The organism is Archangium lipolyticum, from assembly GCF_024623785.1.
Lineage (GTDB): Bacteria > Myxococcota > Myxococcia > Myxococcales > Myxococcaceae > Archangium > Archangium lipolyticum.
On sequence record NZ_JANKBZ010000002.1, the window covers coordinates 411,311 to 431,438 of the forward strand.

24 protein-coding genes are annotated in these 20,128 nt (G+C 69.0%); 8 read left to right on the plus strand and 16 right to left on the minus strand.

Going from position 1 to position 20,128, the window contains the following annotated elements; translation table 11 throughout:
• Positions 1–2: 2 nt before the first annotated feature.
• Positions 3–797, plus strand: coding sequence for an ABC transporter permease (locus tag NR810_RS05345; protein ID WP_257448573.1), 795 nt, complete (start codon positions 3–5; stop codon positions 795–797).
• Positions 798–811: 14 nt separating this feature from the next.
• Here NR810_RS05345 and gvpJ read toward each other — a convergent pair whose 3' ends face one another.
• The 9 genes from gvpJ to NR810_RS05390 form a co-directional block, all read right to left on the minus strand.
• A complete protein-coding gene (gene gvpJ, locus NR810_RS05350; RefSeq protein WP_257448575.1) occupies positions 812–1,126 on the minus strand; it encodes a gas vesicle protein GvpJ in 315 nt (104 codons plus the stop codon).
• Positions 1,127–1,138: 12 nt separating this feature from the next.
• Positions 1,139–1,459, minus strand: coding sequence for a gas vesicle protein K (locus NR810_RS05355; RefSeq protein WP_257448577.1), 321 nt, complete (start codon positions 1,457–1,459; stop codon positions 1,139–1,141).
• Positions 1,456–1,680, minus strand: a complete 225-nt coding sequence (locus tag NR810_RS05360) for a gas vesicle protein (protein WP_257448579.1) — start codon at positions 1,678–1,680, stop codon at positions 1,456–1,458. Before NR810_RS05360 ends, NR810_RS05355 begins: the two co-directional genes overlap by 4 nt.
• Positions 1,677–1,943, minus strand: coding sequence for a gas vesicle protein GvpG (locus NR810_RS05365; RefSeq protein ID WP_257448581.1), 267 nt, complete (start codon positions 1,941–1,943; stop codon positions 1,677–1,679). The genes NR810_RS05360 and NR810_RS05365 overlap by 4 nt, the downstream gene beginning before the upstream one ends.
• A 2-nt stretch (positions 1,944–1,945) precedes the next feature.
• Positions 1,946–2,713 (minus strand): GvpL/GvpF family gas vesicle protein, encoded by a 768-nt coding sequence (locus NR810_RS05370; RefSeq protein WP_257448582.1) that lies wholly within the window; start codon positions 2,711–2,713, stop codon positions 1,946–1,948.
• 39 nt (positions 2,714–2,752) lie between these two features.
• On the minus strand, positions 2,753–3,055 hold the full coding sequence (gene gvpA, locus NR810_RS05375; RefSeq protein ID WP_257448585.1) for a gas vesicle structural protein GvpA: 303 nt from the start codon (positions 3,053–3,055) through the stop codon (positions 2,753–2,755).
• Positions 3,056–3,215: 160 nt separating this feature from the next.
• The gene (locus tag NR810_RS05380; RefSeq protein WP_257448587.1) at positions 3,216–3,923 is read right to left on the minus strand and encodes a GvpL/GvpF family gas vesicle protein; all 708 of its coding nucleotides are present in this window, start codon (positions 3,921–3,923) and stop codon (positions 3,216–3,218) included.
• Complete coding sequence (locus NR810_RS05385; RefSeq protein WP_257448589.1) at positions 3,916–4,731, minus strand: GvpL/GvpF family gas vesicle protein; 816 nt, start codon at positions 4,729–4,731, stop codon at positions 3,916–3,918. Before NR810_RS05385 ends, NR810_RS05380 begins: the two co-directional genes overlap by 8 nt.
• Positions 4,732–4,839: 108 nt before the next feature.
• The gene (locus NR810_RS05390) at positions 4,840–5,229 is read right to left on the minus strand and encodes a RidA family protein (protein ID WP_257448591.1); all 390 of its coding nucleotides are present in this window, start codon (positions 5,227–5,229) and stop codon (positions 4,840–4,842) included.
• A 334-nt stretch (positions 5,230–5,563) separates the two neighbouring features.
• On the opposite strand from NR810_RS05390, the gene NR810_RS05395 reads away from it, so the two are divergent.
• Positions 5,564–7,183 (plus strand): peptide chain release factor 3, encoded by a 1,620-nt coding sequence (locus NR810_RS05395; protein WP_257448593.1) that lies wholly within the window; start codon positions 5,564–5,566, stop codon positions 7,181–7,183.
• 146 nt (positions 7,184–7,329) lie between these two features.
• On the plus strand, positions 7,330–7,920 hold the full coding sequence (locus tag NR810_RS05400) for a hypothetical protein (protein WP_257448595.1): 591 nt from the start codon (positions 7,330–7,332) through the stop codon (positions 7,918–7,920).
• Between the two features lie 28 nt (positions 7,921–7,948).
• Here NR810_RS05400 and NR810_RS05405 read toward each other — a convergent pair whose 3' ends face one another.
• Positions 7,949–8,494, minus strand: coding sequence for a hypothetical protein (locus tag NR810_RS05405; protein ID WP_257448597.1), 546 nt, complete (start codon positions 8,492–8,494; stop codon positions 7,949–7,951).
• A gap of 67 nt (positions 8,495–8,561) precedes the next feature.
• On the opposite strand from NR810_RS05405, the gene NR810_RS05410 reads away from it, so the two are divergent.
• Positions 8,562–10,061, plus strand: a complete 1,500-nt coding sequence (locus NR810_RS05410) for a carboxypeptidase M32 (protein WP_257448599.1) — start codon at positions 8,562–8,564, stop codon at positions 10,059–10,061.
• Here the strand turns inward: NR810_RS05410 and NR810_RS05415 are convergent.
• The 4 genes from NR810_RS05415 to NR810_RS05430 form a co-directional block, all read right to left on the minus strand.
• Positions 10,043–10,540: an NUDIX hydrolase gene (locus NR810_RS05415; protein WP_257448601.1), complete on the minus strand. Its 498-nt coding sequence runs from the start codon at positions 10,538–10,540 to the stop codon at positions 10,043–10,045. The genes NR810_RS05410 and NR810_RS05415 overlap by 19 nt on opposite strands.
• Positions 10,541–10,598: 58 nt before the next feature.
• Positions 10,599–12,272 carry a DUF2339 domain-containing protein gene (locus tag NR810_RS05420; protein WP_257448612.1) on the minus strand — a complete coding sequence of 558 codons (1,674 nt, stop codon included), beginning with the start codon at positions 12,270–12,272 and terminating at the stop codon, positions 10,599–10,601.
• A 65-nt stretch (positions 12,273–12,337) separates the two neighbouring features.
• Positions 12,338–12,688: a hypothetical protein gene (locus tag NR810_RS05425; protein ID WP_257448614.1), complete on the minus strand. Its 351-nt coding sequence runs from the start codon at positions 12,686–12,688 to the stop codon at positions 12,338–12,340.
• 350 nt (positions 12,689–13,038) lie between these two features.
• The gene (locus NR810_RS05430) at positions 13,039–14,208 is read right to left on the minus strand and encodes a ribonuclease D (RefSeq protein WP_257448616.1); all 1,170 of its coding nucleotides are present in this window, start codon (positions 14,206–14,208) and stop codon (positions 13,039–13,041) included.
• A 79-nt stretch (positions 14,209–14,287) separates the two neighbouring features.
• Here NR810_RS05430 and ttcA point away from each other — a divergent pair, with 79 nt between their 5' ends.
• Genes ttcA through NR810_RS05450 form a run of 4 tightly spaced genes read left to right on the plus strand, consistent with a single transcriptional unit; the run spans position 14,288 to position 17,396 of the window.
• On the plus strand, positions 14,288–15,097 hold the full coding sequence (gene ttcA, locus NR810_RS05435) for a tRNA 2-thiocytidine(32) synthetase TtcA (RefSeq protein ID WP_257448617.1): 810 nt from the start codon (positions 14,288–14,290) through the stop codon (positions 15,095–15,097).
• Between the two features lie 35 nt (positions 15,098–15,132).
• Positions 15,133–15,960 carry a tellurite resistance TerB family protein gene (locus NR810_RS05440; protein WP_257448619.1) on the plus strand — a complete coding sequence of 276 codons (828 nt, stop codon included), beginning with the start codon at positions 15,133–15,135 and terminating at the stop codon, positions 15,958–15,960.
• A gap of 25 nt (positions 15,961–15,985) precedes the next feature.
• The gene (locus tag NR810_RS05445) at positions 15,986–16,807 is read left to right on the plus strand and encodes a phosphate/phosphite/phosphonate ABC transporter substrate-binding protein (RefSeq protein ID WP_257448621.1); all 822 of its coding nucleotides are present in this window, start codon (positions 15,986–15,988) and stop codon (positions 16,805–16,807) included.
• A gap of 37 nt (positions 16,808–16,844) precedes the next feature.
• Positions 16,845–17,396 (plus strand): peroxiredoxin, encoded by a 552-nt coding sequence (locus NR810_RS05450; protein ID WP_257448623.1) that lies wholly within the window; start codon positions 16,845–16,847, stop codon positions 17,394–17,396.
• Between the two features lie 66 nt (positions 17,397–17,462).
• On the opposite strand, the gene NR810_RS05455 is transcribed toward NR810_RS05450, so the two are convergent.
• The gene (locus NR810_RS05455; protein WP_257448626.1) at positions 17,463–18,623 is read right to left on the minus strand and encodes a hypothetical protein; all 1,161 of its coding nucleotides are present in this window, start codon (positions 18,621–18,623) and stop codon (positions 17,463–17,465) included.
• Entirely contained in the window at positions 18,620–20,113 is a 1,494-nt protein-coding gene (pdxR, locus tag NR810_RS05460) for a MocR-like pyridoxine biosynthesis transcription factor PdxR (protein WP_257448628.1), read from the minus strand. The genes NR810_RS05455 and pdxR overlap by 4 nt, the downstream gene beginning before the upstream one ends.
• Between the last annotated feature and the right edge of the window lie 15 nt (positions 20,114–20,128).

The following is a 20,128-nucleotide window of genomic DNA, read 5'->3' on the forward strand; positions in this document are numbered from 1 at the left end:
GCATGTTGCGGCGCTACATCCGGCTGTTCGGTGTCCAGCTCCGGGCCTCCAGCCTGCTCGCGATGCAGTACCGCGGGGACTTCCTGGTCGAGGGGCTCATCTCCCTCTTCTGGTCGGTCACCGCGCTGGCCCCGCTCTTCGTCGTCTTCCAGAAGCAGGAGCAGCAGATCGGTGGGTGGTCCTTTGGCGAGTCGCTGCTCGTCATCGGCTGGTTCACCCTGCTGCAGGGGATTCTCGAGGGGGCCATCAGTCCAAGCCTCACCGGCGTGGTGGAGCACATCCGCAAGGGGACGCTGGACTTCGTGCTGCTCAAGCCCGCGGATGCGCAGTTCCTGGTGTCCACCACGCGCTTCCTGCCGTGGCGGGCCACCAACGTCCTGGTGGCGCTCGGCATCTTCGTCTACGGCTTCCATCTCCTGGGGCGCACTCCCTCCCCGCTCGGGGTGCTGATCTCGCTGGTGCTGCTGGGGTGCAGCGTGCTGCTGCTCTACTCGTTGTGGATCCTCACGGTGAGCGCGGCCTTCTTCGTGGTGAAGGTGGACAACCTCACGTACTTCTTCACGTCCATCTTCGACGCCGCCCGCTGGCCGGCCTCGGTGTTCCGCGGGGTGCTGGCCTTCATCTTCACCTTCGTGATTCCGCTGGCGGTGATGACCACCTTCCCGGCGGAGGCCATGCTGGGCCGGCTGCCGCTGATGGCACTGGTCTGGTCGGTGCTGGGGTCCGCCTTCTTCGCCTTCGTGTCGCGCCGGGTCTGGCTGTACTCCATCGGCCACTACACGTCCGCGAGCAGTTAAGCCGCTCCGGGGGGCTACGTGTCCCGTCCCCCGTCCAGCTTCGCCACCACCGCCTCCAGCTCCGCTACCCGGCGCGCGAGTCCCTCGGGCTCGCTCGTCCCCGCCAACCGCGGCGACAGGTGTGGATCGTTCCTCCAGAAATCCATCCCCATCGCGGCGGCCTTGTCCACCGAGCACACCACCAGGCGCACCTGGATGGTGAGCAGCTCGATGTCCAACAGCTTGATCTTGATATCACCCGCGACCACCAGTCCCTTGTCGAGGACGCGATCCAGTACGTCCGCGAGCGTCGCGCTCCGGGGGCTCTGGACGATCTGCTGTGTCGCCATGTCTCCTCCTCCTCAGAGCAGCTTGCCAAGTGGGCCCAGGTCGAGGTTCAGGTCCTCCTCCGTGAGCCCGAACTCCACGCGGAGCCGCTCGATCTCCTCCGCCTGACGCATCAGTGCCGTCCCGAGGCGCTCGATCTCCTCGTCACTCAGTGTGTTGCCCTCCATGCGGCGGATGGCCTGCTTCTCGAGCAGCTCGTGCAGCAGCCTGACCAGGGTGAGCACCAGCTGTCCGAGCCCGTTCTTCAGCGTGCCTTCGTCGAGTGAGAGCCGCCGCGCGGGCGGCGTGAGCTGTTTGCGCAGCGCCGCCTCGAGCTCCCTTGTCTCGCCGCTCATCTCCCTCCTCCACCGAAGAGGGGTTTCATGGACGAGGGGGGGATGAGACCCGCGCGCCGTGCCGTATCCGTCGAGCACAAGATGAGCTGCAGGCCGAGGTAGACGAGGTCCACGTCCGCCACCGACAACACGATGTCACCTCGCAGCGCCACGCCCTTGTGGAGCACCCGGTCGAGCGCCTCACAGAGCGAAATGGACTCGGATTCCCGTTCCATCGTCATGTCTCCTCCTCGCCTGCCTCGACACCCTCGGCCTCCTGGCGCGCGAGGATGGCGTCGAGCCGATCCAGCAGCTCCGCCTCCTGTGTCTCGAACTCCTGCTCCCCGAGCTGTCCGGCTTCGAGCCGCAGGTACAGCTCCCGCAGCCGCGCCTTGAGCTCCTCCTCTTCCTTCTCCTGTTCCTGACTCAGGGCGTCGTCGACCTTCCTGGCGACCCAGAGCAGGCCGTGGAGCGGTGCGAAGAGGAGGTCGTCGATGAGCAGCATCGTCACTCCCGCGTGGTGCTGCTCGTGGACTTCAGCTCCGTGAAGCTGTGGGGCGCCCACGGTCCGTGGAACTCGAACGTGAAGTGGTCATCGAAGCCCGCCGCGGCGGCTTCAATCACCTTCTCGAAGGCCGCCACCCCCTCGCGCGGCACGAGACACGAGAGGTTCATCACCTCGCGCTCTCCCCGTGGCGCGTTCCACTTCAGCTCGATGCCGTGTTCCCCGAGCACCGCCATGACGCGCTCGGAGTGCTCCCGCCGATCCGTCTCGCGGATGTCCTCGAACAGCTTCCCCACGGCGAGCAGCTCCTCGCGATGGATGTCGTGACGGCCCCTCATTTGATCGCGGACGGCGCCGAGCTCCGGGTGGGTCTCGACGAAGTAGCCGAAGAGGTCCGGGGCGCTCCAGCTCACCTTGAGCCCCATCTCCACCTTGCCAGCGACATGCTCGAGCTGCTCCTTGAACACCGCACGGTTGTCGAGCAGCCGGCCGCGCACGTCCTCATCGTTCCGGGCGACGAGTCCGAACGCGGCCGGCAGCACGGTGCCGCGCTCCATCAAGTGCCGCAAGACGGCCTGATGCGCGAGGAGGTGCTTGCGTTCAGGCCGGAGGCGCGCGCGGCTCACCCGGCTCACCGCCGCGGCGATGTCCCCCACGGTGACGCAGTAGACCTCGCCTCCCTCGATGCCAATCACCCCAGCCTGGCCGAGACCCTCCGGGCCGGCGAGAACGGCATAAAGATACGTGCCCCCTGCCTGAACGTTCGTCATTTCCCCGGCTCCTCGTGTGTCGTGATCAGGTTCGTCCGGCTACATGGCGGGCGCGGGAATCGCCGCGCCCGGCATGGCCGGCATGGCCACGCTCGTCGCCACCGGCAGGGCCGCGTTCTTGAGCGACTGGGCCGCCTGGGTGCCGCCGGTCAGACCGATCGCCGCCGCGTACTTCAGGTACGTCTCGACCGAGGCGATGACCACACGCGCTTCCACCGCCAGGAGCTGGATGCCGACCAGTGACACCGTGGCCCACACATCGATGACGATTCCCTTGTCGAGGATGATGCTGACCACTTCCGCCAGGCTGGACGAATCCGTCGACTTCTGAATGTTCGCCATTGCTGCCTCCTCGTGTCACCTCGGTTGAGCCTGGCCAGTCGGGTCTTTCGCGAGCGCGGCGCGCCTGCGCGGCCTTTCCGTCCATGCTTGTCTTTACGAGTAACAGGAGTGTCCGACGTGTTTGTCATTGGACAGAACCGTCCGACATGTACACCTGGCTTCACGCCATGAAATTGAAGGGAGGCCACGGTCCGCTCAGCGCGAGCTCCGCGGGCACCTCGCCGGAGTCCGGCGACAACGCGGCGCGAAACGCGGGCACCCGGTCGCGCGGCACGAGGAAATACAGCGAGCAGAGCGCGGGCTCACCCGGGCGCGGGGCGGAGAGCTCCGAACGGTGCTCCCTGCACAGCGGCGCCACCTTCGCCAGCAGGGCCCGTTCCAGCGCCGCGCCCTGGTCTCGCAGTCGGTTCTCGGCGGAGTAGTGGTGCCGCCGTGCCGCGAGGTAATCGGCGCCCGAGCGGCTCTTCGGCTTCACGGGCGCGGAGGGTGGGGGAGGCGCGGAGAGCAGTGCTCGTACTCCCATCTCCACGCAGCCGGAGACACGCTCGAGTGCGCGCAGATAGGCGGCCCGCTGCTCGTCGAGGTGCGCGCGCACCGCCGCTTCGTCCAGAAGCACGCTCCCGAAGCGCATCGGCAGGACATCGGCGATGGCGTGTTGTGCGCGGATGGCTCGCTCGTAGGCGAGCAGCTCCGGCGCGGCCGGTGTCGCCATCCAGGTGCGTTCCTCGACGCGTGAGACCACGGCCGCGAGCCCACCGTCCACGACGCGCTGGAGCCTGCCGCCCCGCACTCCTCGCTCCTCGTCTGGCCATGCCGAGGATGCGTCCGTGATGCAATACAGCAGCAGCCCGGTGTCGCTCTCAGCCATGCGTCCGTTCCTCGGGCGTGCCGCCCGGCTCCTCCCCGAGGCGTGGCGCGAAGTTGTAGGCCGGCCACGGCCCTCGCGCGGACAGGTGCAGGCCGTGCCCTGACAGTTGCTCCGCCAGCGGTGCGAGGCGCCTGATGAGCTCCTCCTCCGCGCCGCGCGGAAGGAGGAGTGCCCAATGAAAAGCCCCTTCCAGCGCGGGCTCCTCCGGGCCGTGCGAAGGCGGCCGCAGCACGCGCCGCTCGAGCACCAGCCCCGCGAGCGCCTGCGCGATCGTCGTCTGGGCCTCCTGTATCCACACCTGTGCCGCTCGGGCCGCGTCTTTTCGCAGCTTCTGCTCCAGCAGATAGCGTGCCCCGGGCGATGCCGGCAGTTTCGCCGTGCGCGGATCGGCGTTGAACAGGACTGCTTCGCAAGCCTGGAGGTGCACCGAGCCCTGGAGCGACCACTCCTCCTCGTGCTCCGCCTTCTCGATGAAGGTCTTGATCCGTGACCGTTCGCGCCGGAGCAGCTCCTCGAGCCGCTCCGCCGAAGAGAACAGGCACCCGAAGCGCAGCGGCAGCACCGGCGAGGCGCGCATCGTCTGCTCGATGACCTCCTCGTGACGCATCGCTCGCGGACCGAGCCAGGCCAGGTCCTTCAGATGGGCCTCGCCCGCCTCTCCCGTCCAGTCGTGGAGCGGCACCTCACAGCAGATGGCCGCGAGATCCTCGTGCACTCGCGCGAAGAGCGACGAGTCTTCCGCGAAGCCCAGGCCCGACGCTGAACCCGCGGCGTCCGCTCGCGCGAAACAGAAGACGTAGAGCCCCATGACAGCGGGGCCCTCCAAATAGGCAGCATCCCTTGCATTCATGGTGTCCCGGACTGTCGCACGCACCTCCGACACGTTCGGGACGGGCAAGGGTTCTCCCCTGGATGTTCACCCGGGCACGATCGCGTCCGCCTCGATCTCCACGAGCATGGCCGGATCGATGAGACGGCTCACCTGGACCATGCTGGTGGCGGGCCGGATGGTGCCGAAGAACTCGCCATGGGCCCGGCCCACCTCCTCCCAACGGGAGATGTCCGTCACGTACATGCGGGTGCGGACCACGTGCTCCATCCCAGCACCCAGGGCCTCGAGCGCCGCCTGGATGTTGCGAAGCACCTGGACCGTCTGGGCGTAGGCGTCTCCCTCGCCCACCAGGGTGCCGGCCGCGTTCGTGGCGGTGGTGCCGGAGACCGTGATGAAGGGGCCTACGCGGACGGCGCGGGAGTAGCCCACGCGGGGCTCCCATGGGGTTCCGGTCGAGTAGGTGTTGCGCTGCATGGTGACTCCTGGGGGGCGTAGGTGGGGTAGACTCTCACCCTAGCCCTCTCCCAGAGGGAGAGGGGACATCCACGGTGGGAATCGAGTTGGACCCTCTCCCCCTGGGAGAGGGACGGGGTGAGGGTATGGGTGGACTCGGGTTCCCCACTCTTTCCCCGCTCCACGGGTTGGAAGACGGGGATACCTACCCTCACCCTGGCCCTCTCCCAGAGGGAGAGGGGACATACACAGGGTACGAGGAGGGCTCGTTTGCCCGGATGCTCTCCGGCGGAACGGCTCCCACGCATGGAACCCCGCGAAAAAACGCACGCCCCGTGATAGTTCCTCTCCCGATATGGCATCCGAGCTCGACCAGGAGGTCGCCCGTCGGCGTACCTTCGCGATCATCTCCCACCCCGACGCGGGTAAGACCACCCTTACCGAGAAGCTGCTGCTCTACGGCGGCGCCATCCATCTGGCCGGTAGCGTGAAGGCCCGCCGTGCGAGCCGCCACGCCACCAGCGACTGGATGGAGCTGGAGAAGGAGCGCGGAATCTCCGTCACCTCCTCGGTCCTCCAGTTCCCCTACCGCGGGCACGCCGTCAACCTGCTCGACACCCCGGGCCACCAGGACTTCTCCGAGGACACCTACCGCACCCTCGCGGCGGCAGACTCGGCGGTGATGCTCATCGACGCCGCCAAGGGCGTCGAGCCTCAGACCAAGAAGCTCTTCAAGGTCTGCCGCATGCGCGGCATCCCCATCTTCACCTTCGTCAACAAGCTCGATCGCTGGGGCCGCGCGCCGCTCGAGCTCATGGACGAGCTGGAGCAGGTGCTCGGCATCCGCGCCTACCCCATGAACTGGCCCATTGGCATGGGGCCGGAGTTCCGGGGCGTGTATGACCGGCAGTCCAAGGTGGTGCACGTCTTCTCCGCCGCCGGCCGCCATGGCGAGTCCGAGGTCGAGGAGCGCTCCGTGCACATCGACTCGGCCGACATCCTCTCCGTGCTCACCGAGCGCGAGCTGGCCACGCTCAAGGAGGAGATCGAGCTGTTGGACATCGGTGGCGACGAGTTCACCCGGGAGAAGGTGGCCACGGGACAGCTCACGCCCATGTTCTTCGGCAGCGCGATGACGAACTTCGGAGTGCGGCCGTTCCTGGACCACTTCCTGGAGCTGGCGCCGGCGCCCACCTCGCGTCCGACGAAGGACGGGCCGCGCGAGCCCACGCACCCGAAGTTCGCGGGCTTCGTGTTCAAGATCCAGGCGAACATGGACCCGGCGCACCGAGACCGCATCGCGTTCATGCGTGTGGTGTCGGGCCGGTATACCAAGGGCATGAGCGCGTTCCACTCGCGGCTGGGCAAGGAGGTGCGCCTGGCCAAGCCGAGCCAGTTCCTCGCCGCCGAGCGCACGGCCATCGAGGACGCGTGGCCGGGGGACGTCATCGGCCTCTTCGACCCGGGCATGTTCCGCATCGGCGACACGCTGTGCGAGGGCGAGGACCTGCTCTTCGAGAGCGTGCCGCGCTTCAGCCCGGAGTACTTCGCCATCGTCCGCTCGAAGGATCCGCTGCGCCGCAAGCAGATGGAGAAGGGCCTGGAGCAGCTCTCCGAGGAGGGCACGGTGCAGATCTTCCAGCAGCTCGGGATGGGCATGAAGGATCCCATCGTGGGCGTGGTGGGAGCGCTGCAGTTCGAGGTGCTCCAGTACCGGGTGGAGCACGAGTACGGCGCCCGCATCATGCTGGACCGGCTGCCCTTCAGCCACGCGCGCTGGGTGGTGGGCCCGAACTTCGACCCGAAGAGCTTCGACTGGGAGGGCAACCGGCAGACGGTGCAGGACCGCGACGGGCTGCCGCTGGTGCTCTTCCGGGATGACTGGGCGCTGCAGCACGCCGAGGAGAAGCACCCGGAGCTGAAGTTCCTGTCGGCGGCGCCGCAGCTGCGCCAGCTGGCCGCGACGGGCTCTTGACCCGAGACCCGTTCGCGGGACGACGTCTAGCCCGGGCCTGACGCTGGACGTCGGACATCTTCGGACACTCCCGGCCTGGATTGGACGGGAGACCATTGTTGGGCCAGGGCTCCATTCCCAGCTTCGCCCCCTTGATAGGAGGGGCCATGCGGGTCCTCGCGAGATGGAGCCTTCTGCTGCTGTTGCCGCTGGCTGGGTGTGTCCACAGCACGGGTGTCGAGCCCCGGCGGTTCTTCATGGACAAGGCCATGAAGAATGAAGTCGAGCGCCGGGAGCTGTTCGAGGCCACCCTGCGCGTGCTCGATGAGAACCCTGAGTACGTCGACCAGCTGTTCCGGTTGCTGCTCGGGCACCGCTCGTCGCTCAACCGCTTCCTCGCCATCAACGCCAGCGGCCTGGACGATCCCCAGTACGCGGCGCTCATGGCCCACCACCTGGTCCGCAACCCCGAGCCACTCACCGAGGTGATGGTCCAGGTCCTCGAGGCGGCGAAGGACGAGCCCGAGGCCCAGCGTGCCGTCCTCACGGCCATCCGGGCGCAGAAGGAGGAGGTTGCCGCGCAGCTCCTCTCCGATCCAGAGACGCTCTCGGCGGTGATGGGGGCGCTCGCGAAGCGGGGATCGGAGGACTCCGCCATCGCCCGTCAACTGCGCTCGCTCGTGGACGAGCTGACGCCAGGACACGGCGGCAGCGGGCAGGAGCAGGGTGACAAGGATTCCAAGCCCAAGCAGGAGTGAGCGGGGCGCTTCGGGCGCCCGGTGAGACCTATTTGTACGGCACCACGGTGCCGCCCCGGTGGGCCGAGTCGCGCAGCACCAGCTTGCCCTCCTTGTGCAGGCGCGCGGCCTTGGGGCCCACGAGGAAGGCCTTGGGGTCACCCTTGCGGAAGGTCTTCTTCAGGTACTCCTCGATTTCACGGAACTGGCGCCGGAACTGGTCCGAGGCCGCGTCCTTGCGGCCCGTCTGCGGCGTCACCTCCAGCTCGGCCCAGAGCTGGCCACTGAGGAGCTCGCCCTCCTCGTTCATCCGGCAGCGCTCCATGAAGATGACCGGCGAGCGCACCTCGTCGATGCGCCAGAAGCCCTTGTCCGGACCCCGCTTCACCTTGTCCACGATGGCAGGTCCCACGGAGACGGCCACCAGGTACAGGTCCTCCTCGGGCAGCCGGGGATGGTTCGCCTCGCTGGCCCGGAAGGTCTTCCAGTCCGGAGGGACGCGCCGGGGGTACACCTCCAGCTCGATGCGCTCGAGGAAGCGGAAGAAGGCGACCTCGTCATCGGGGGACATGAAGAACTGAACCTGGCTGGCCATGTTCCGGCAATTAACCGAATGCCGAGGCTTGCGGAAGTCCGAGGCGAATCGGACTAAAGAATCCGCCATGGAAAAGACCTTCGACGCGCTGCTCGCCCGGATGCAGGAGCTTCGGGACCTCGGTGGACTCATCGGCCTGGCCACGTGGGACCAGGAGACCTACCTGCCCTCCAAAGGGGCCGAGTCCCGGGCCTTCCAGCTCTCCACCATCCAGGGCATCCACCACGAGCGCCTGGTCGACCCCCGGCTGGGCGAGCTGCTCTCCTGGGCCATCGGCAACAAGGGCCTCACGGACGACCAGCGGGCCATGGCGCGCGTGCTGACCCATGAGCGGGACCGGGCGGTGAAGGTGCCCAAGGCGCTGGTGCAGGCGCTCGCCGAGGCCCAGAGCCGGGGCCTCGTGGCCTGGCGCGAGGCACGCAAGCAGAACCGCTTCGCCGTCTTCCAGCCCGCCCTGGCGCGGCTGCTGGCCCTGCGCCGCGAGCAGGCGGATGCCTATGGCCACTCCGGCGAGCGTTACGACGCGCTGCTCGAGGGCTACGAGCCCGGCATGCGCGTGGCCCGCCTCACCCCGGTGCTCTCCGCGCTCCGCGACAACCTCATCCCCCTGGTGGCCGCCCTCCAGGCCGCGCCTCGGAAGGTGACGGACTTCTTCCAGGGCCGGCGCTTCGACCTCGACACGCAGTGGCGCCTCTCCCTGCGGCTGCTGGCGGACATGGGCTTCGACCTGGAGGCGGGGCGGCAGGACAAGAGCATCCATCCCTTCTCCAGCGGGCAGCACCCGAAGGACGTGCGCCTCACCACGGACCTGGAGGAGGGCACGCTGACGGGCCTCTTCAGCACGCTGCACGAGGGCGGGCACGGCCTGTACGAGCAGGGCTTCTCCGAGTCCCACTACCGCACGCCGCTGGCGAACGCTCCCTCCATGGGCCTGCACGAGTCCCAGTCGCGCATGTGGGAGAACCTGGTGGGGCGCGGCCGGCCCTTCTGGACGCACTACTTCCCCGTGATGCGCGAGGCCTTCCCCGAGGCGCTCGCGGGCGTGGACCTGGACACCTTCCACTCCGCAGTCAACCGCGTCACGCCCTCGCTCATCCGCGTGGAGGCGGACGAGGTGACGTACAACCTGCACATCGTCCTGCGCTACGAGTTGGAGCTGCTGCTCATCCGCGACGAGCTGCCGTTGAGCGAGCTGCCCTCGGCGTGGAACGAGCGCATGCGGCGCTTCCTGGGCGTCACCCCGCCGGACGACACGCAGGGCGTGATGCAGGACATCCATTGGGCCTGGGGCGAGTTCGGCTACTTCCCCACGTACTCGCTGGGCAACCTCTACGCCGCGTCCCTCTACGCCGCCGCGAAGCGCGCCCTGCCGGGATTGGAGGAGGGCATCGCCCGCGGCCAGCTCCTTCCCCTGCGCGACTGGCTGCGCACCCATGTGCACGCCGAGGGCTACCGCCTGCCCGCCGAGGAGCTGGTGCGCAATGTGACGGGCCAGGGCCTCACCGACTCGGATTTCCTCGCCTACCTCAAGTCCAAGTACGGCGCCCTCTACGGCGTGTCCCTCTGACCGGTGGGGCCGCGCCGCCGCGCCGCGTGCTCGAGGTAGGCCCGCACCACCTGGGCGAGCGGCAGCCGGAGCGCCGTGTCCAGGTCGATGAACTCGGCCCACACCACCTCGCGGTTGTCCAGGGTGAGGGTGGGCCGGGTCTGGACCTCGAGTTCGACGAAGTGGCAGCGGTCGCGCTTGAACTCCTCCGTGCCCCGGGTCTCGAAGACCTCGCGCAGCTCTCCGGGGGAGACGCGCAGCCCCACCTCCTCGCGCAGCTCGCGCGCGCCGGTCTGCTGCGGGGACTCGCCGGGGTGCCTGCCCCCTCCGGGCATGCTGAAGTCCTGCTTGTACGAGTTGCGCAGCAGCAGCACCTCGCGGCCATGCCAGATACCCACGAGCGTGCCCTCCGTCCTCGGGCGGCGCACGAACCAGTACGCCCTCGCCAGGGTGTAGGCACCGCGGTACGCCGTGCGCACGAGCGGGTCGAGCAGATCCATGTTCCCGGACGCTAGTCGAGGGGGTCGGCCCGGGCCAGTCCACTTGCGGAGTCGCGTCTCAGCTCCGCTGCCCGCGCAGCCGCGTGTACACGTAGGAGACGGCCAGCAGCATCGCCCCGAGCAGGATGAAGGTGAGGATGCGCTGGTTCGGTGGCAGGCCCGCCAGGTCGACGAGGACCAGGCGCCCGAGGGTGAACGCCAGCACCGCGAGGCCCACGAAGCGGTACCAGCGCTCGCGCAGGACGAAGCCCAGGGCGAACAGGGCGAAGGCCGCCACCCCCCAGCCCAGCGTGCCCAGGTCCTTCGGCATGAGCTCGCCCAGGAGCCCCACCAGCGCGAGCCCCGCGCCGGCCGTGCAGAAGAGCTGGAGCGCGGTGCGGCGGCGCCCCTGGAGGGGAGGGGGCAGCCGGGCCGATTCGATGACCCCGGAACGCTCGACGAGCGTGAAGCTCACGAGGAGCGCGGCGTACAGGAGCGCGCGGCCCGAGGGCGGCAGCCAGGTGGCCCCGAGCGCCACGTAGAGGAGCCCCACGCCCACCACCTGTAGGGCGCTCGCGCCCAGGACCCGTCCCGAGAGCCCCGCCACGAGCCCCACCGCCGTCCAGGCCCGCACCAGCGCCGTGTCCTCGTAGTGCGCGGGCAGTCCCATCGCGAGCGTGACGACACCCGTGGCCAGGTACGCCTGCAGCAGCGAGAGGGGGGCGCCCCGCAGGTGGCCCACCCCGGCCCCCGCGCCCTGCGCCAGCGCGACGATGACGAAGAAGGTGAAGAGGCGCGGCTCGTTCCAGCGTCCCACCTCCAGCGCCCCCAGGGTGAGCAGTCCCACCCAGTTGAGCAGCGCGAAGGAGAGGCTCGCCCTCCGTGACAGCTCGCGCGGGTGGACCAGCAGCGCCACCGAGAAGAGGATGTAGTAGAGCGCGAGGAAGGAGAGGCTCAGCGCCAGCCGCTCGTTCGCGGGTTGGCCCGGAGCGATGGCCTCCGTGCGCATCGCCCAGACGACGTGCGTCGAGTAGACGGCCACCAGGCTCGACAGCGGCACGATGACCCAGCGGTTCTTCACCAGGAAGAACAGCGCTCCGCCCGCCAGCAGCGTGGTGGACAGCAGGGTGAAGACGGTGATGTCGCTGAGCATCCCCGTGTGCAGCCCGAGGAAGAGCGCGATGCCCGCCACCGTCTCCGACTTCATCCGGTCCGCGATGACCACGATGCCCACCACGTGCAACGCCAGCAGCACGAGCGCGAGCGTCTCGCTGGGGATGACCCGCACCGAGGGCACGAAGTGCAACGCGTACGTGACGAAGTAGGCGAGCGCCAGCCCTCCTCCGAAGACGATGCGTCCGAAGAGCTCATGGCGGCGCGACAGCCACAGGCCCAGCGCCGCCAGCCCCGCGCTCAGCAGGTAGCCCGCTCCCACCCGCACCAGCACGCCCAGCTCGCCGAAGTGGTAGATGATGAGGAAGGCGAAGCCGAGGATGAGCGACACGATGCCCACCCGGCTCAGCCAGTACGTGCCCAGGTGCGCCTCGAGGTCCCTCTTCTCCGGAGCGGGCGCGGGCGCCGGGGTGGCCGGGACGTCAGGTGCCGCTGGGGCGGGCGGCCGGACCGTGGCCGCCGTCTCCAGGTGCTCGATGCGCGCCTCCAGCCGGGAGACCGTCGCCTCCAGCCGCCGCACCACCTCCCGCAGCTCCTCCGCGTCTCCCTCCGCCATGCTCTCCTCGTGGCTCCAGCGCATGGAGCCCGTCCGTCTCATTAGACGGACGTTACTCCGAACGTGACGGGAGAATGGCGCTCGTTACCTCAGGTGAAGAGCAGCGGCCGGCAGGCCCTCGCGAGCTGCAGCGCATCCCGCGCCAGCACGTTCGAGGCCATGTTGCCGTCCAGCCACGCCGCGCGCGCCACCTGGTTGCTCAGCTCGAAGCACAGCGTCGCCGTGCGCCTCGCCAACCGGCTGTCCTTCTGGAGGGCTCGCGCGTTCAGCTCGCACAGCTCCGCGCATTGGCGCAGCAGGCGCATCGGCTCGCTGTCGGCGCGTATACCCCTGGCCGCCAATTGCTCCATCGCCGCCTCGCACGCGGCCTGACAGCTCAGGCTCGCGTCGATGCAGTGATGAACGTCGGCGATCGCGCCTCCGAGTCGCACTCCTGACATGCCCACCACCTCCACAGCGGCTTCAAACCTACGCACGTTCCCCCCAGCCGCAACCGGATCTGCTTCCTCCCCGCCGACTTGTTCAATCGGCCGCATGACAGGGGGGCTCGTGCCTACTGCCACCAAGAAGTACGCACAGGAGCACACCAGGGTTCCCGCGCCGTTCTTCGCGGAACTCCGGCAAACCGCTCGATCAGCGCGGATTCACTTCGTGTCCCTGCAAGTGGGACGCCGGGAGACACGGGCGGAAGATTCCGCTGCACGTGAGTCCGGAGCGGGAGACAGGTGGGCACCGCGGTGACGGATACCCTCACCCCGTCCCTCTCCCAGAGGGAGAGGGGGTTGTTTCCTCAGCCGGAGACAGGGTGTTGGGAGAGCAGCGTGAGGAGCTCCTCTCCGTAGAGTTGCACGCGCTTGTCTCCGAAGTAGGGCACCGCCCTCAGCTCATCCAGGTTCGCCGGCGGCCGTGACACGATCGTGTCGAAGATGGCGTTGGGCAGCACCACCGAGGGCGTCACCTTGCGCGCCCCCGCCTTCTCCACTCGCCACGCCTTCAGCGCGTCCTCGCGCTTGCGCCGGTTCGCGTCCTTTGGTCCTCGCTGCTCCTCCTGCTCCGGCTTCAGCTCGCCCCGGCGCGACTTCTCCAGCAGCTCGCGCACCAGCGCCAGCACCTCGTCCCCATGCGTCCGCACGAAGGCCCCTCGCACTCCCGCCGCCTTCACCAGCTCCTTCGAAGTGCCCGGTGGTTTCACCGCGATGTCCGTGATGGCCATGTTGGAGAGCATCCGCCCCATGGGGACGTTCTCCGCCTCGGCCCACTCCAGCCGCTTGCGGTGCAGCGCCTGTGCGATGGCGTTCGCCAGCACCAGCTGCGTCGGCGTCAGCCCCGCCTTCGGCAGCTTCGGCTTGAAGTCCGCTCCCACGTCCGGCCGCGCCGCCGCCTCGTCGCACATGCGCTCGCAGTCGAGCAGCACTTCCTCGAGGATGCCCGCCTTCCGGCTCTCCTCGCGCACCTGCCGGCCCAGCTCCACCAGGTAGCGCACGTCGTTGGCGATGTAGTCCCTCATCCCGGGTGGCAGCGGCCGGAGCGAGAAGTCCGACTGTTGGTGCTCCTTCGGTAGCTCCACGCCCAGCCGCTCGCGCGCCAGGTCCGCCAGCCCCACCTTGGGCCAGCCCAGCAGCGTCGCCGCCCGGTGGGTGTCGAAGAGGCCCCTCACCCGCACGCCCGCCTCGGCCAGGTAGGGCAGGTCTCCCGACGCCGCATGGAAGAACTTGGTCCGCCCGGGGTCCTCCATCACCGGCGCCAGCAGCGACGGCTCCACTCCCGGCTGGAGGGTGTCGAAGAGGAAGACGTCCTCGTCCGTGCCTACCTGGAGGAAGCACAGGCGGGCGCGGAAGGCGTGCATCGCGTCCGCCTCCACGTCCACCGCCAGCTCCGGGGCGGCCTCGAGCTTCCGGGCAGCCTCTTGGGCTCCCGGGGCATTCACTACGTCCTGCGCACCTTGTGGGAAGGTCGGCATGGCGGAAGGCAGGCTAGCGGACCGGGTGTGTACGTGTAGCGTGTTTTTTCCCCAGCCGCCGCTAGGATGACAACCGCCGATGAATCCCGACGTCCTTCGCCTCGAAAAGAACCTGCTTGGCCACATGGGCCGGGCCATCGCGGACTACTCCCTCATCTCCGAGGGGGACCGCATCATGGTGGGTGTGTCGGGTGGGAAGGATTCGTACACCCTTCTCTACCTGCTCCGCGAGCTGCAGCGCCGCGCCCCAGTGAAGTTCGAGTTGCTCGCGGTGAACCTGGACCAGGGGCACCCGGGCTTCCCGGCCGACAAGCTGGAGAACTGGTTCAAGAGCGAGGGCTTCGCCTACAAGATGCTCAAGGAGGACACCTACTCGGTCGTCCTCGAGAAGACGCCCCCGGGCAAGACGCAGTGCACGGTCTGCTCCCGGTTGCGGCGCGGCATCCTCTATACGGCGGCGGTGGAGCTGGGCTGCACCAAGATTGCCCTCGGCCACCACCGGGACGACCTCATCAACACCCTGCTGCTCAACCTCTTCTTCGCCGGCTCGCTCAAGGCGATGCCCCCCATCCTCAAGAGCGACGATGGGCGCAACACCGTCATCCGCCCGCTGTGCTACGCGGCGGAGAAGGAGATCGCCGCCTACGCGGAGGCGAGGCAGTTCCCCATCATCCCGTGCGACCTGTGCGGCTCGCAGGAGAACCTGCAGCGCAAGCGCATGCAGCGGCTGGTGGAGGAGCTGGGCAAGGAGATTCCCAATGTCCGGCAGAGCGTGCTGTCCGCCATGAGCAACGTGCGGCCCAGCCACCTGATGGACCGGAGCCTCTTCGATTTCTCCGAGCTCGCGCCCGAGGACGGCACGAAGCCCGAGAGCACACAGGCGCAGTAGGACGGCAGCACGAACGATTCTGGGAGGGTTGGCGGATGCCTCGAGAGCTGGCGGTGAAAGCGCGCAAGGAGCGGAATGCCGCGCTGGTGGAGGTGATGCTGCTGGCGGCCATGGCGGATGGCCGTGTGTCGCAACTGGAGATGCAGACGCTGCTCCGGCGCGTCATCGAGCGCCCCGAGTTCGAGGGCACGAAGCCCGAGGAGCTCAACTCGCTGGTGGAGGCGAGCGCCCAGCGGTTGTCCAAGGCGCATGACCTGGAGGAGATCCTCGCCTCGTTCCGGGCGCGGCTGCCGGACCACAAGACGCGGATGCTGGCCTTCGGGCTGGCGGCGTCCGTGGCGTTCTCGGACCACCGGGCCACGCGCACGGAGCTGGGGCTGCTCAAGACGTTCCAGGCCGCCCTCGGCATCTCCGAGGACGAGGTGGCGCAGATCATCGACGTCATCGAGAGCGGAGGCAGCCTGGCGGAGGCGCTGGGCGAGCCGCTGGAGCGGCTGTACGCCGAGGTCATGGTGCTGGTGAGCGCGGCGGACGGGCGTCTGAAGGAAGCGGAGGCGCGGGCACTGGTGGAGAGCTTCGCGTCGGATCCGCTCTTCCACAACGTGAGCCCCGAGCGTGCCCAGGCCTTCGTGAGCGAGGCGGTGGCGGCGCTGGCCGCCGAGGGGTTGCCGGCGCGGCTCCAGGTGATGGCGCACGGGCTGACGACGCACACCCAGCGGTTGAAGGCCTACCGGCTGGCGACGAAGATCGCCCACGCGGGAGGCCAGGAGCCGAGCCTGAGCGAACAGCGCATCCTCAACATGCTCCAGGCCACCTTCGGGCTCGCGGACGACGAAGTCGCGCGGCTGGACCGCGAGGCGTAGTAGGAGGAGGGACCCGCACGCCACCATGTCCGTCTCCCCTCCCACTCCCGCGCGATTCTCCTTCCGGTTCGGTCTGCCGCCCTCGCTGGGCAATTCCCTGGCGCGCGACCGGGCCGAGCACCTGGCCTCGCTCATCGAGCGGGCCCTGGGCCGCAAGGTGGAGGTGAGCGTGGCGGCCAGCTACGAGGCGCTCGCGAAGGACCTGCTGGCGGGCCGGGCGGATGCCGTCTGGGCGCCGCCCTTCGTGTGCGCGCGGGTGGAGGCCATGGGCGTGCGCGTGCTGGCGCGCGGGGTGCGGCGGGGGCGCTCGTCGTACCGCTCGGCGCTGGTGGCGCGGGTGGGCTCCGGGCTGAAGCTGGAGACGCTACAGGGCAGGCGGGTGGCGTGGGTGGACCGGGACTCGGTGGCGGGCTACCTGCTGCCGGTGGCGTACCTGAAGGCCAAGGGGCAGGAGCCGGCCAAGACGTTCGCCTCGCAGCAGCTCACGGGCTCGTACAAGGCCTCCCTGGAGGCGGTGCTGGGCGGCACGGCGGACGTGGCGAGCGTCTTCTGCCCGCCGGAGTCCACGGGGCTGACGTTCGCGGACGGCGTGGAGGTGGTGCTCCCGGGCAAGGGGAGGGAGTTCGAGCTCATCGCCTACACCGAGGAGGCCCCGAACGATGGGGTGCCGGTGGGCATGGGCGTGGCGCCGGAGCTGGTGGGCCAGCTGGAGCGGGCCCTGCTGGGGCTGCACGAGAGCGAGGACGGCAAGCGCCTGTTGGAGGAGATCTTCACGGCGGAGCGCTTCGAGCCGGCCCCTCGCATGGGCTACCGGGCCCTCTACCGCGTGGCGCTGGCGAGCCTCTGAGTTGCGCCGGGGACGGCGAAGTCCTTTACTCGGGGTCATGCTCATTCCCACGCTCGTAGCTGGCTTCTTCGCGGGAGCCACCCCCCAGGTGGGGGACGTCGCGCCGGACTTCACGGTGGAGGACACCGCCGGCAAGTCGTACACCCTGTCCCAGATGGTGAAGCAGGGCCCGGTCATCCTGGCCTTCTTCCCCAAGGCGTTCACAGGTGGTTGAACGCGCGAGCTCTCGGCGTACCGGGACCGGTACGCGGATGTCGAGAAGCTCAACGGCCAGGTCCTGGCCGTCAGTACGGATGACAAGGAAACGTTGGCGAAGTTCAAGGAGTCGTTGAAGGCGCAGTTCCCGTTCATCCCGGATCCGGATGCGAAGCTGACGAACCTCTACGAGGTGAAGACGCCAGTGTTGAAGCTGGCCAATCGCTACACCTTCGTCATTGGAGAGGAGCGGAAGATTCTCAAGGTGGAGTCCGGCAAGGACGCCATCGATCCGAACGGGGCGATCGTGTCCTGTCCCATCCGCAAGCCGAAGGCGGCGGAGGCAGGCGCGGACGCGGCGGTGAAGGAGGCAGGAAAGGACGCCGGGAAGTAGCGGGCGCCCCACGAGCGGGTGGGGTGACCGGGGCTCCTCGGGTTCCGGTCACCCTGTCCGCGTGGCTCAGTAGACCGCGAGCCCCACCGACCACGAGCTGATGAAGGCGCGGGTGTCCGGGCCGGCGGTCGGCAGCCAGTCCTGGGTCCAGCGGAAGGTCAGCCCCAGGCGCGTGGTCAGCTCGAACTCCGCGAGCCCTCCGAAGGAGACATAGGGCCGCGTGCCCCGCGCGTCGGGCAGCATCGGTCCGGCCGATGCGGACCAGGACTGGCCGCCGCCGACGAAGGGACCCAGGTGCAGGCGCCACAGGGCGATGGGGTACCACTGGGCCTCCAGGCCCAGGCGCACGTTGTAGAAGGCGTTGGTGGCATCCCCACCGAGCTGCAGGCGCGAGTGGGCGAGCAGGCCGAACTTCTTCGCGGGGTAGTAGCCGAGCCCGAAGTGGAAGCCGAGGCTCCGCTGGCTGTAGCGGCCGGGCAGCGTGAGGTGATCGTTGCCGGCGCCGAACTGGTACGAGAAGCCCTTGCGGTTGAGCGGCGCGGCGTCGCGCAGCCACATGCCGGCGCCCTCGGTGCCCGATAGCGTGGCCCGGTCGAGATTCCTCAAGTGCTCGGGGGCGAGCTCGTCGAGCGCGACGATGCTCTGCCCGCCGCTCTCGTGCCAGAGGTGCACCGGGTGGTGCGGATGCACGGCGACCGTGCCCTCGTAGCGGGCCCCCTCGGTGGCCGCCAGTCCCACGCCGGCCGCGACGCCGACCACGATGGCCGCCACCAGCAGCACGTGGATGTCGTTGATGTTGCCGACGGAGCCGCTCGAACCCGAGCCCGAGGCGGACGACGGTGTGCCGCCGCCGGACGAGGACACTCCGCCGACGGGCGAGGCGTCGTGGACGGAGGGCGGTGGCCGGGGGGGAGGCGGCTCGTAATAGGGCGCGCCGTAATCGACGTAGAAGGACGGCACCCAGTGGCCATGCAGGCCCAGGGAGTAGCCCGGTGGTGGCTCACCGCCAGGCTGCTCCCAGGTGGGGGCGGGCTCCGGCTCCGCGGCCGTCGAGAACTGCTGCACGGCATAGACGCCCTGACCACGCTCCTGCGGCGGCGTCTCCACGAGGCGCTCCAGCTCCGTGCGTGGAATCTCGTAGTGGTGGCCGAGGCACCCGCTCGTCAGCACCGCGAGGAGCGTGGTGAGTGCCAGGACCAGGTGACGCGGAGTCGAGAGATGTGTCATGCGCCCCTCCTGAGCGGGATTATACCGGAGAGACGCTCCAATGCCTCCCACACGGCGCTGGGTGGATACGCCCCATACCCCAGCACGAGTGCCGGAGGCATTCGCCGGCGCAGCGTGAACCGCGAGAGCGGGAACACGTCCACTTCGACCCGGGCCGCGGCCCGCGCGGCCTCCCGGTCATCCCTTCCGCGCTCCAACCAACCCAAGACGTGACTCCCCGCATCAGGAACATCCACCCGGAGGCGCTCTCCGAACAGGCGCTCCACCGCCGAGACCAGGTGGTCACGCCGTTCGAGCGTCGAGGCACGAAGCCGTCTCAGGTGACGCGCGAACCAGCCGCTCTCGAGGAACTCCGCGAAGGCGAGCTGGGTGAGGTACGGCGAGTGGCGATCCACGAGAACACGCACCGCGGCGAAGGCATCGACGAGCTGCTCGGGCACGATGACGTACCCAAGACGCAGGCCCGGAAGGAAGACCCGGCTGAAGGTGCCGACATAGAGGATCCGTTGTGACTCATCCAACGCGGCGAGTGCGGCCACGGGGCGGCCTTCGAACCGGTACTCGCTCTCGTAGTCATCCTCCACGATCCAGCGCCGTCTCTCCCGCGCCCACGCCAGGAGCTCGAGCCGCCGCGACAGCGAGAGCCGGACGCCCAGGGGAAATTGATGTGACGGCGAGACGAACGCCACGGCCGCGTCCGGAGCGCGAGCCCGTCCCATCCCAACGCACAGCCCCTCTCCATCCACGGGGACCGGCACTGCGCGGCCTCCATAGGCCATGAGCGCACCTCGGATGCCCGGGAAGCCGGGATCCTCGACCCACGCCGTCGCGCCGGGCTCGATGAGCACGCGGGCACAGAGATCGAAGCCCGCCTGGGAGCCCGCTGTCACGAAGACCTGGTCGGCATGGGCACGTACACCCCGCACGGCACAGACATGCTCGAGGATGGCCTCCCGAAGCCCGCGCGCTCCCTGCGGCTCGCCATAGACGAGGTCCCGCTTCGTTGCGCGCCGGGCGGCACGCGCCACCGCCCGAGCCCAGTCCTCCTGCGGAAAGAGATCGAGCGGTGGAAGACCCGCCCGAAAGGGACGGGGGCCTCCGTCATACGACAGCAGCGCGCCGCGGCCCGCGTGGAGCAGGCGGCGCGCACGGGTGGCAATCCTCGGAGGTTCCCGTTCCACCCGCCGCGCGGGCGCGTGAGCCGCCACGTTCATGCGCGCCTCGGGAGGAACGTCGACGACCCTCGGAGCACGGCGAGCCTCGATCTGGACGTACCCCTCGTCCGCGAGCGCGTTGTACGCGGTGACAACGGTGATCCTCGCCACGCGCAGCTCGCGCGCGAGACGCCTCGCGGAGGGCAGCCTGGCGCCACGCGGAAGCTCGCCGCCGAGGATTCGTGCTCGGAGCTCCTCGACGATCTGCTTCTGGAGAGGCGCATTCCGCCGCAGCGTCACGAGCGGGTGTGAGACATCGGCTCGACCGTTTCGCATCTGGCCCCATGTGTC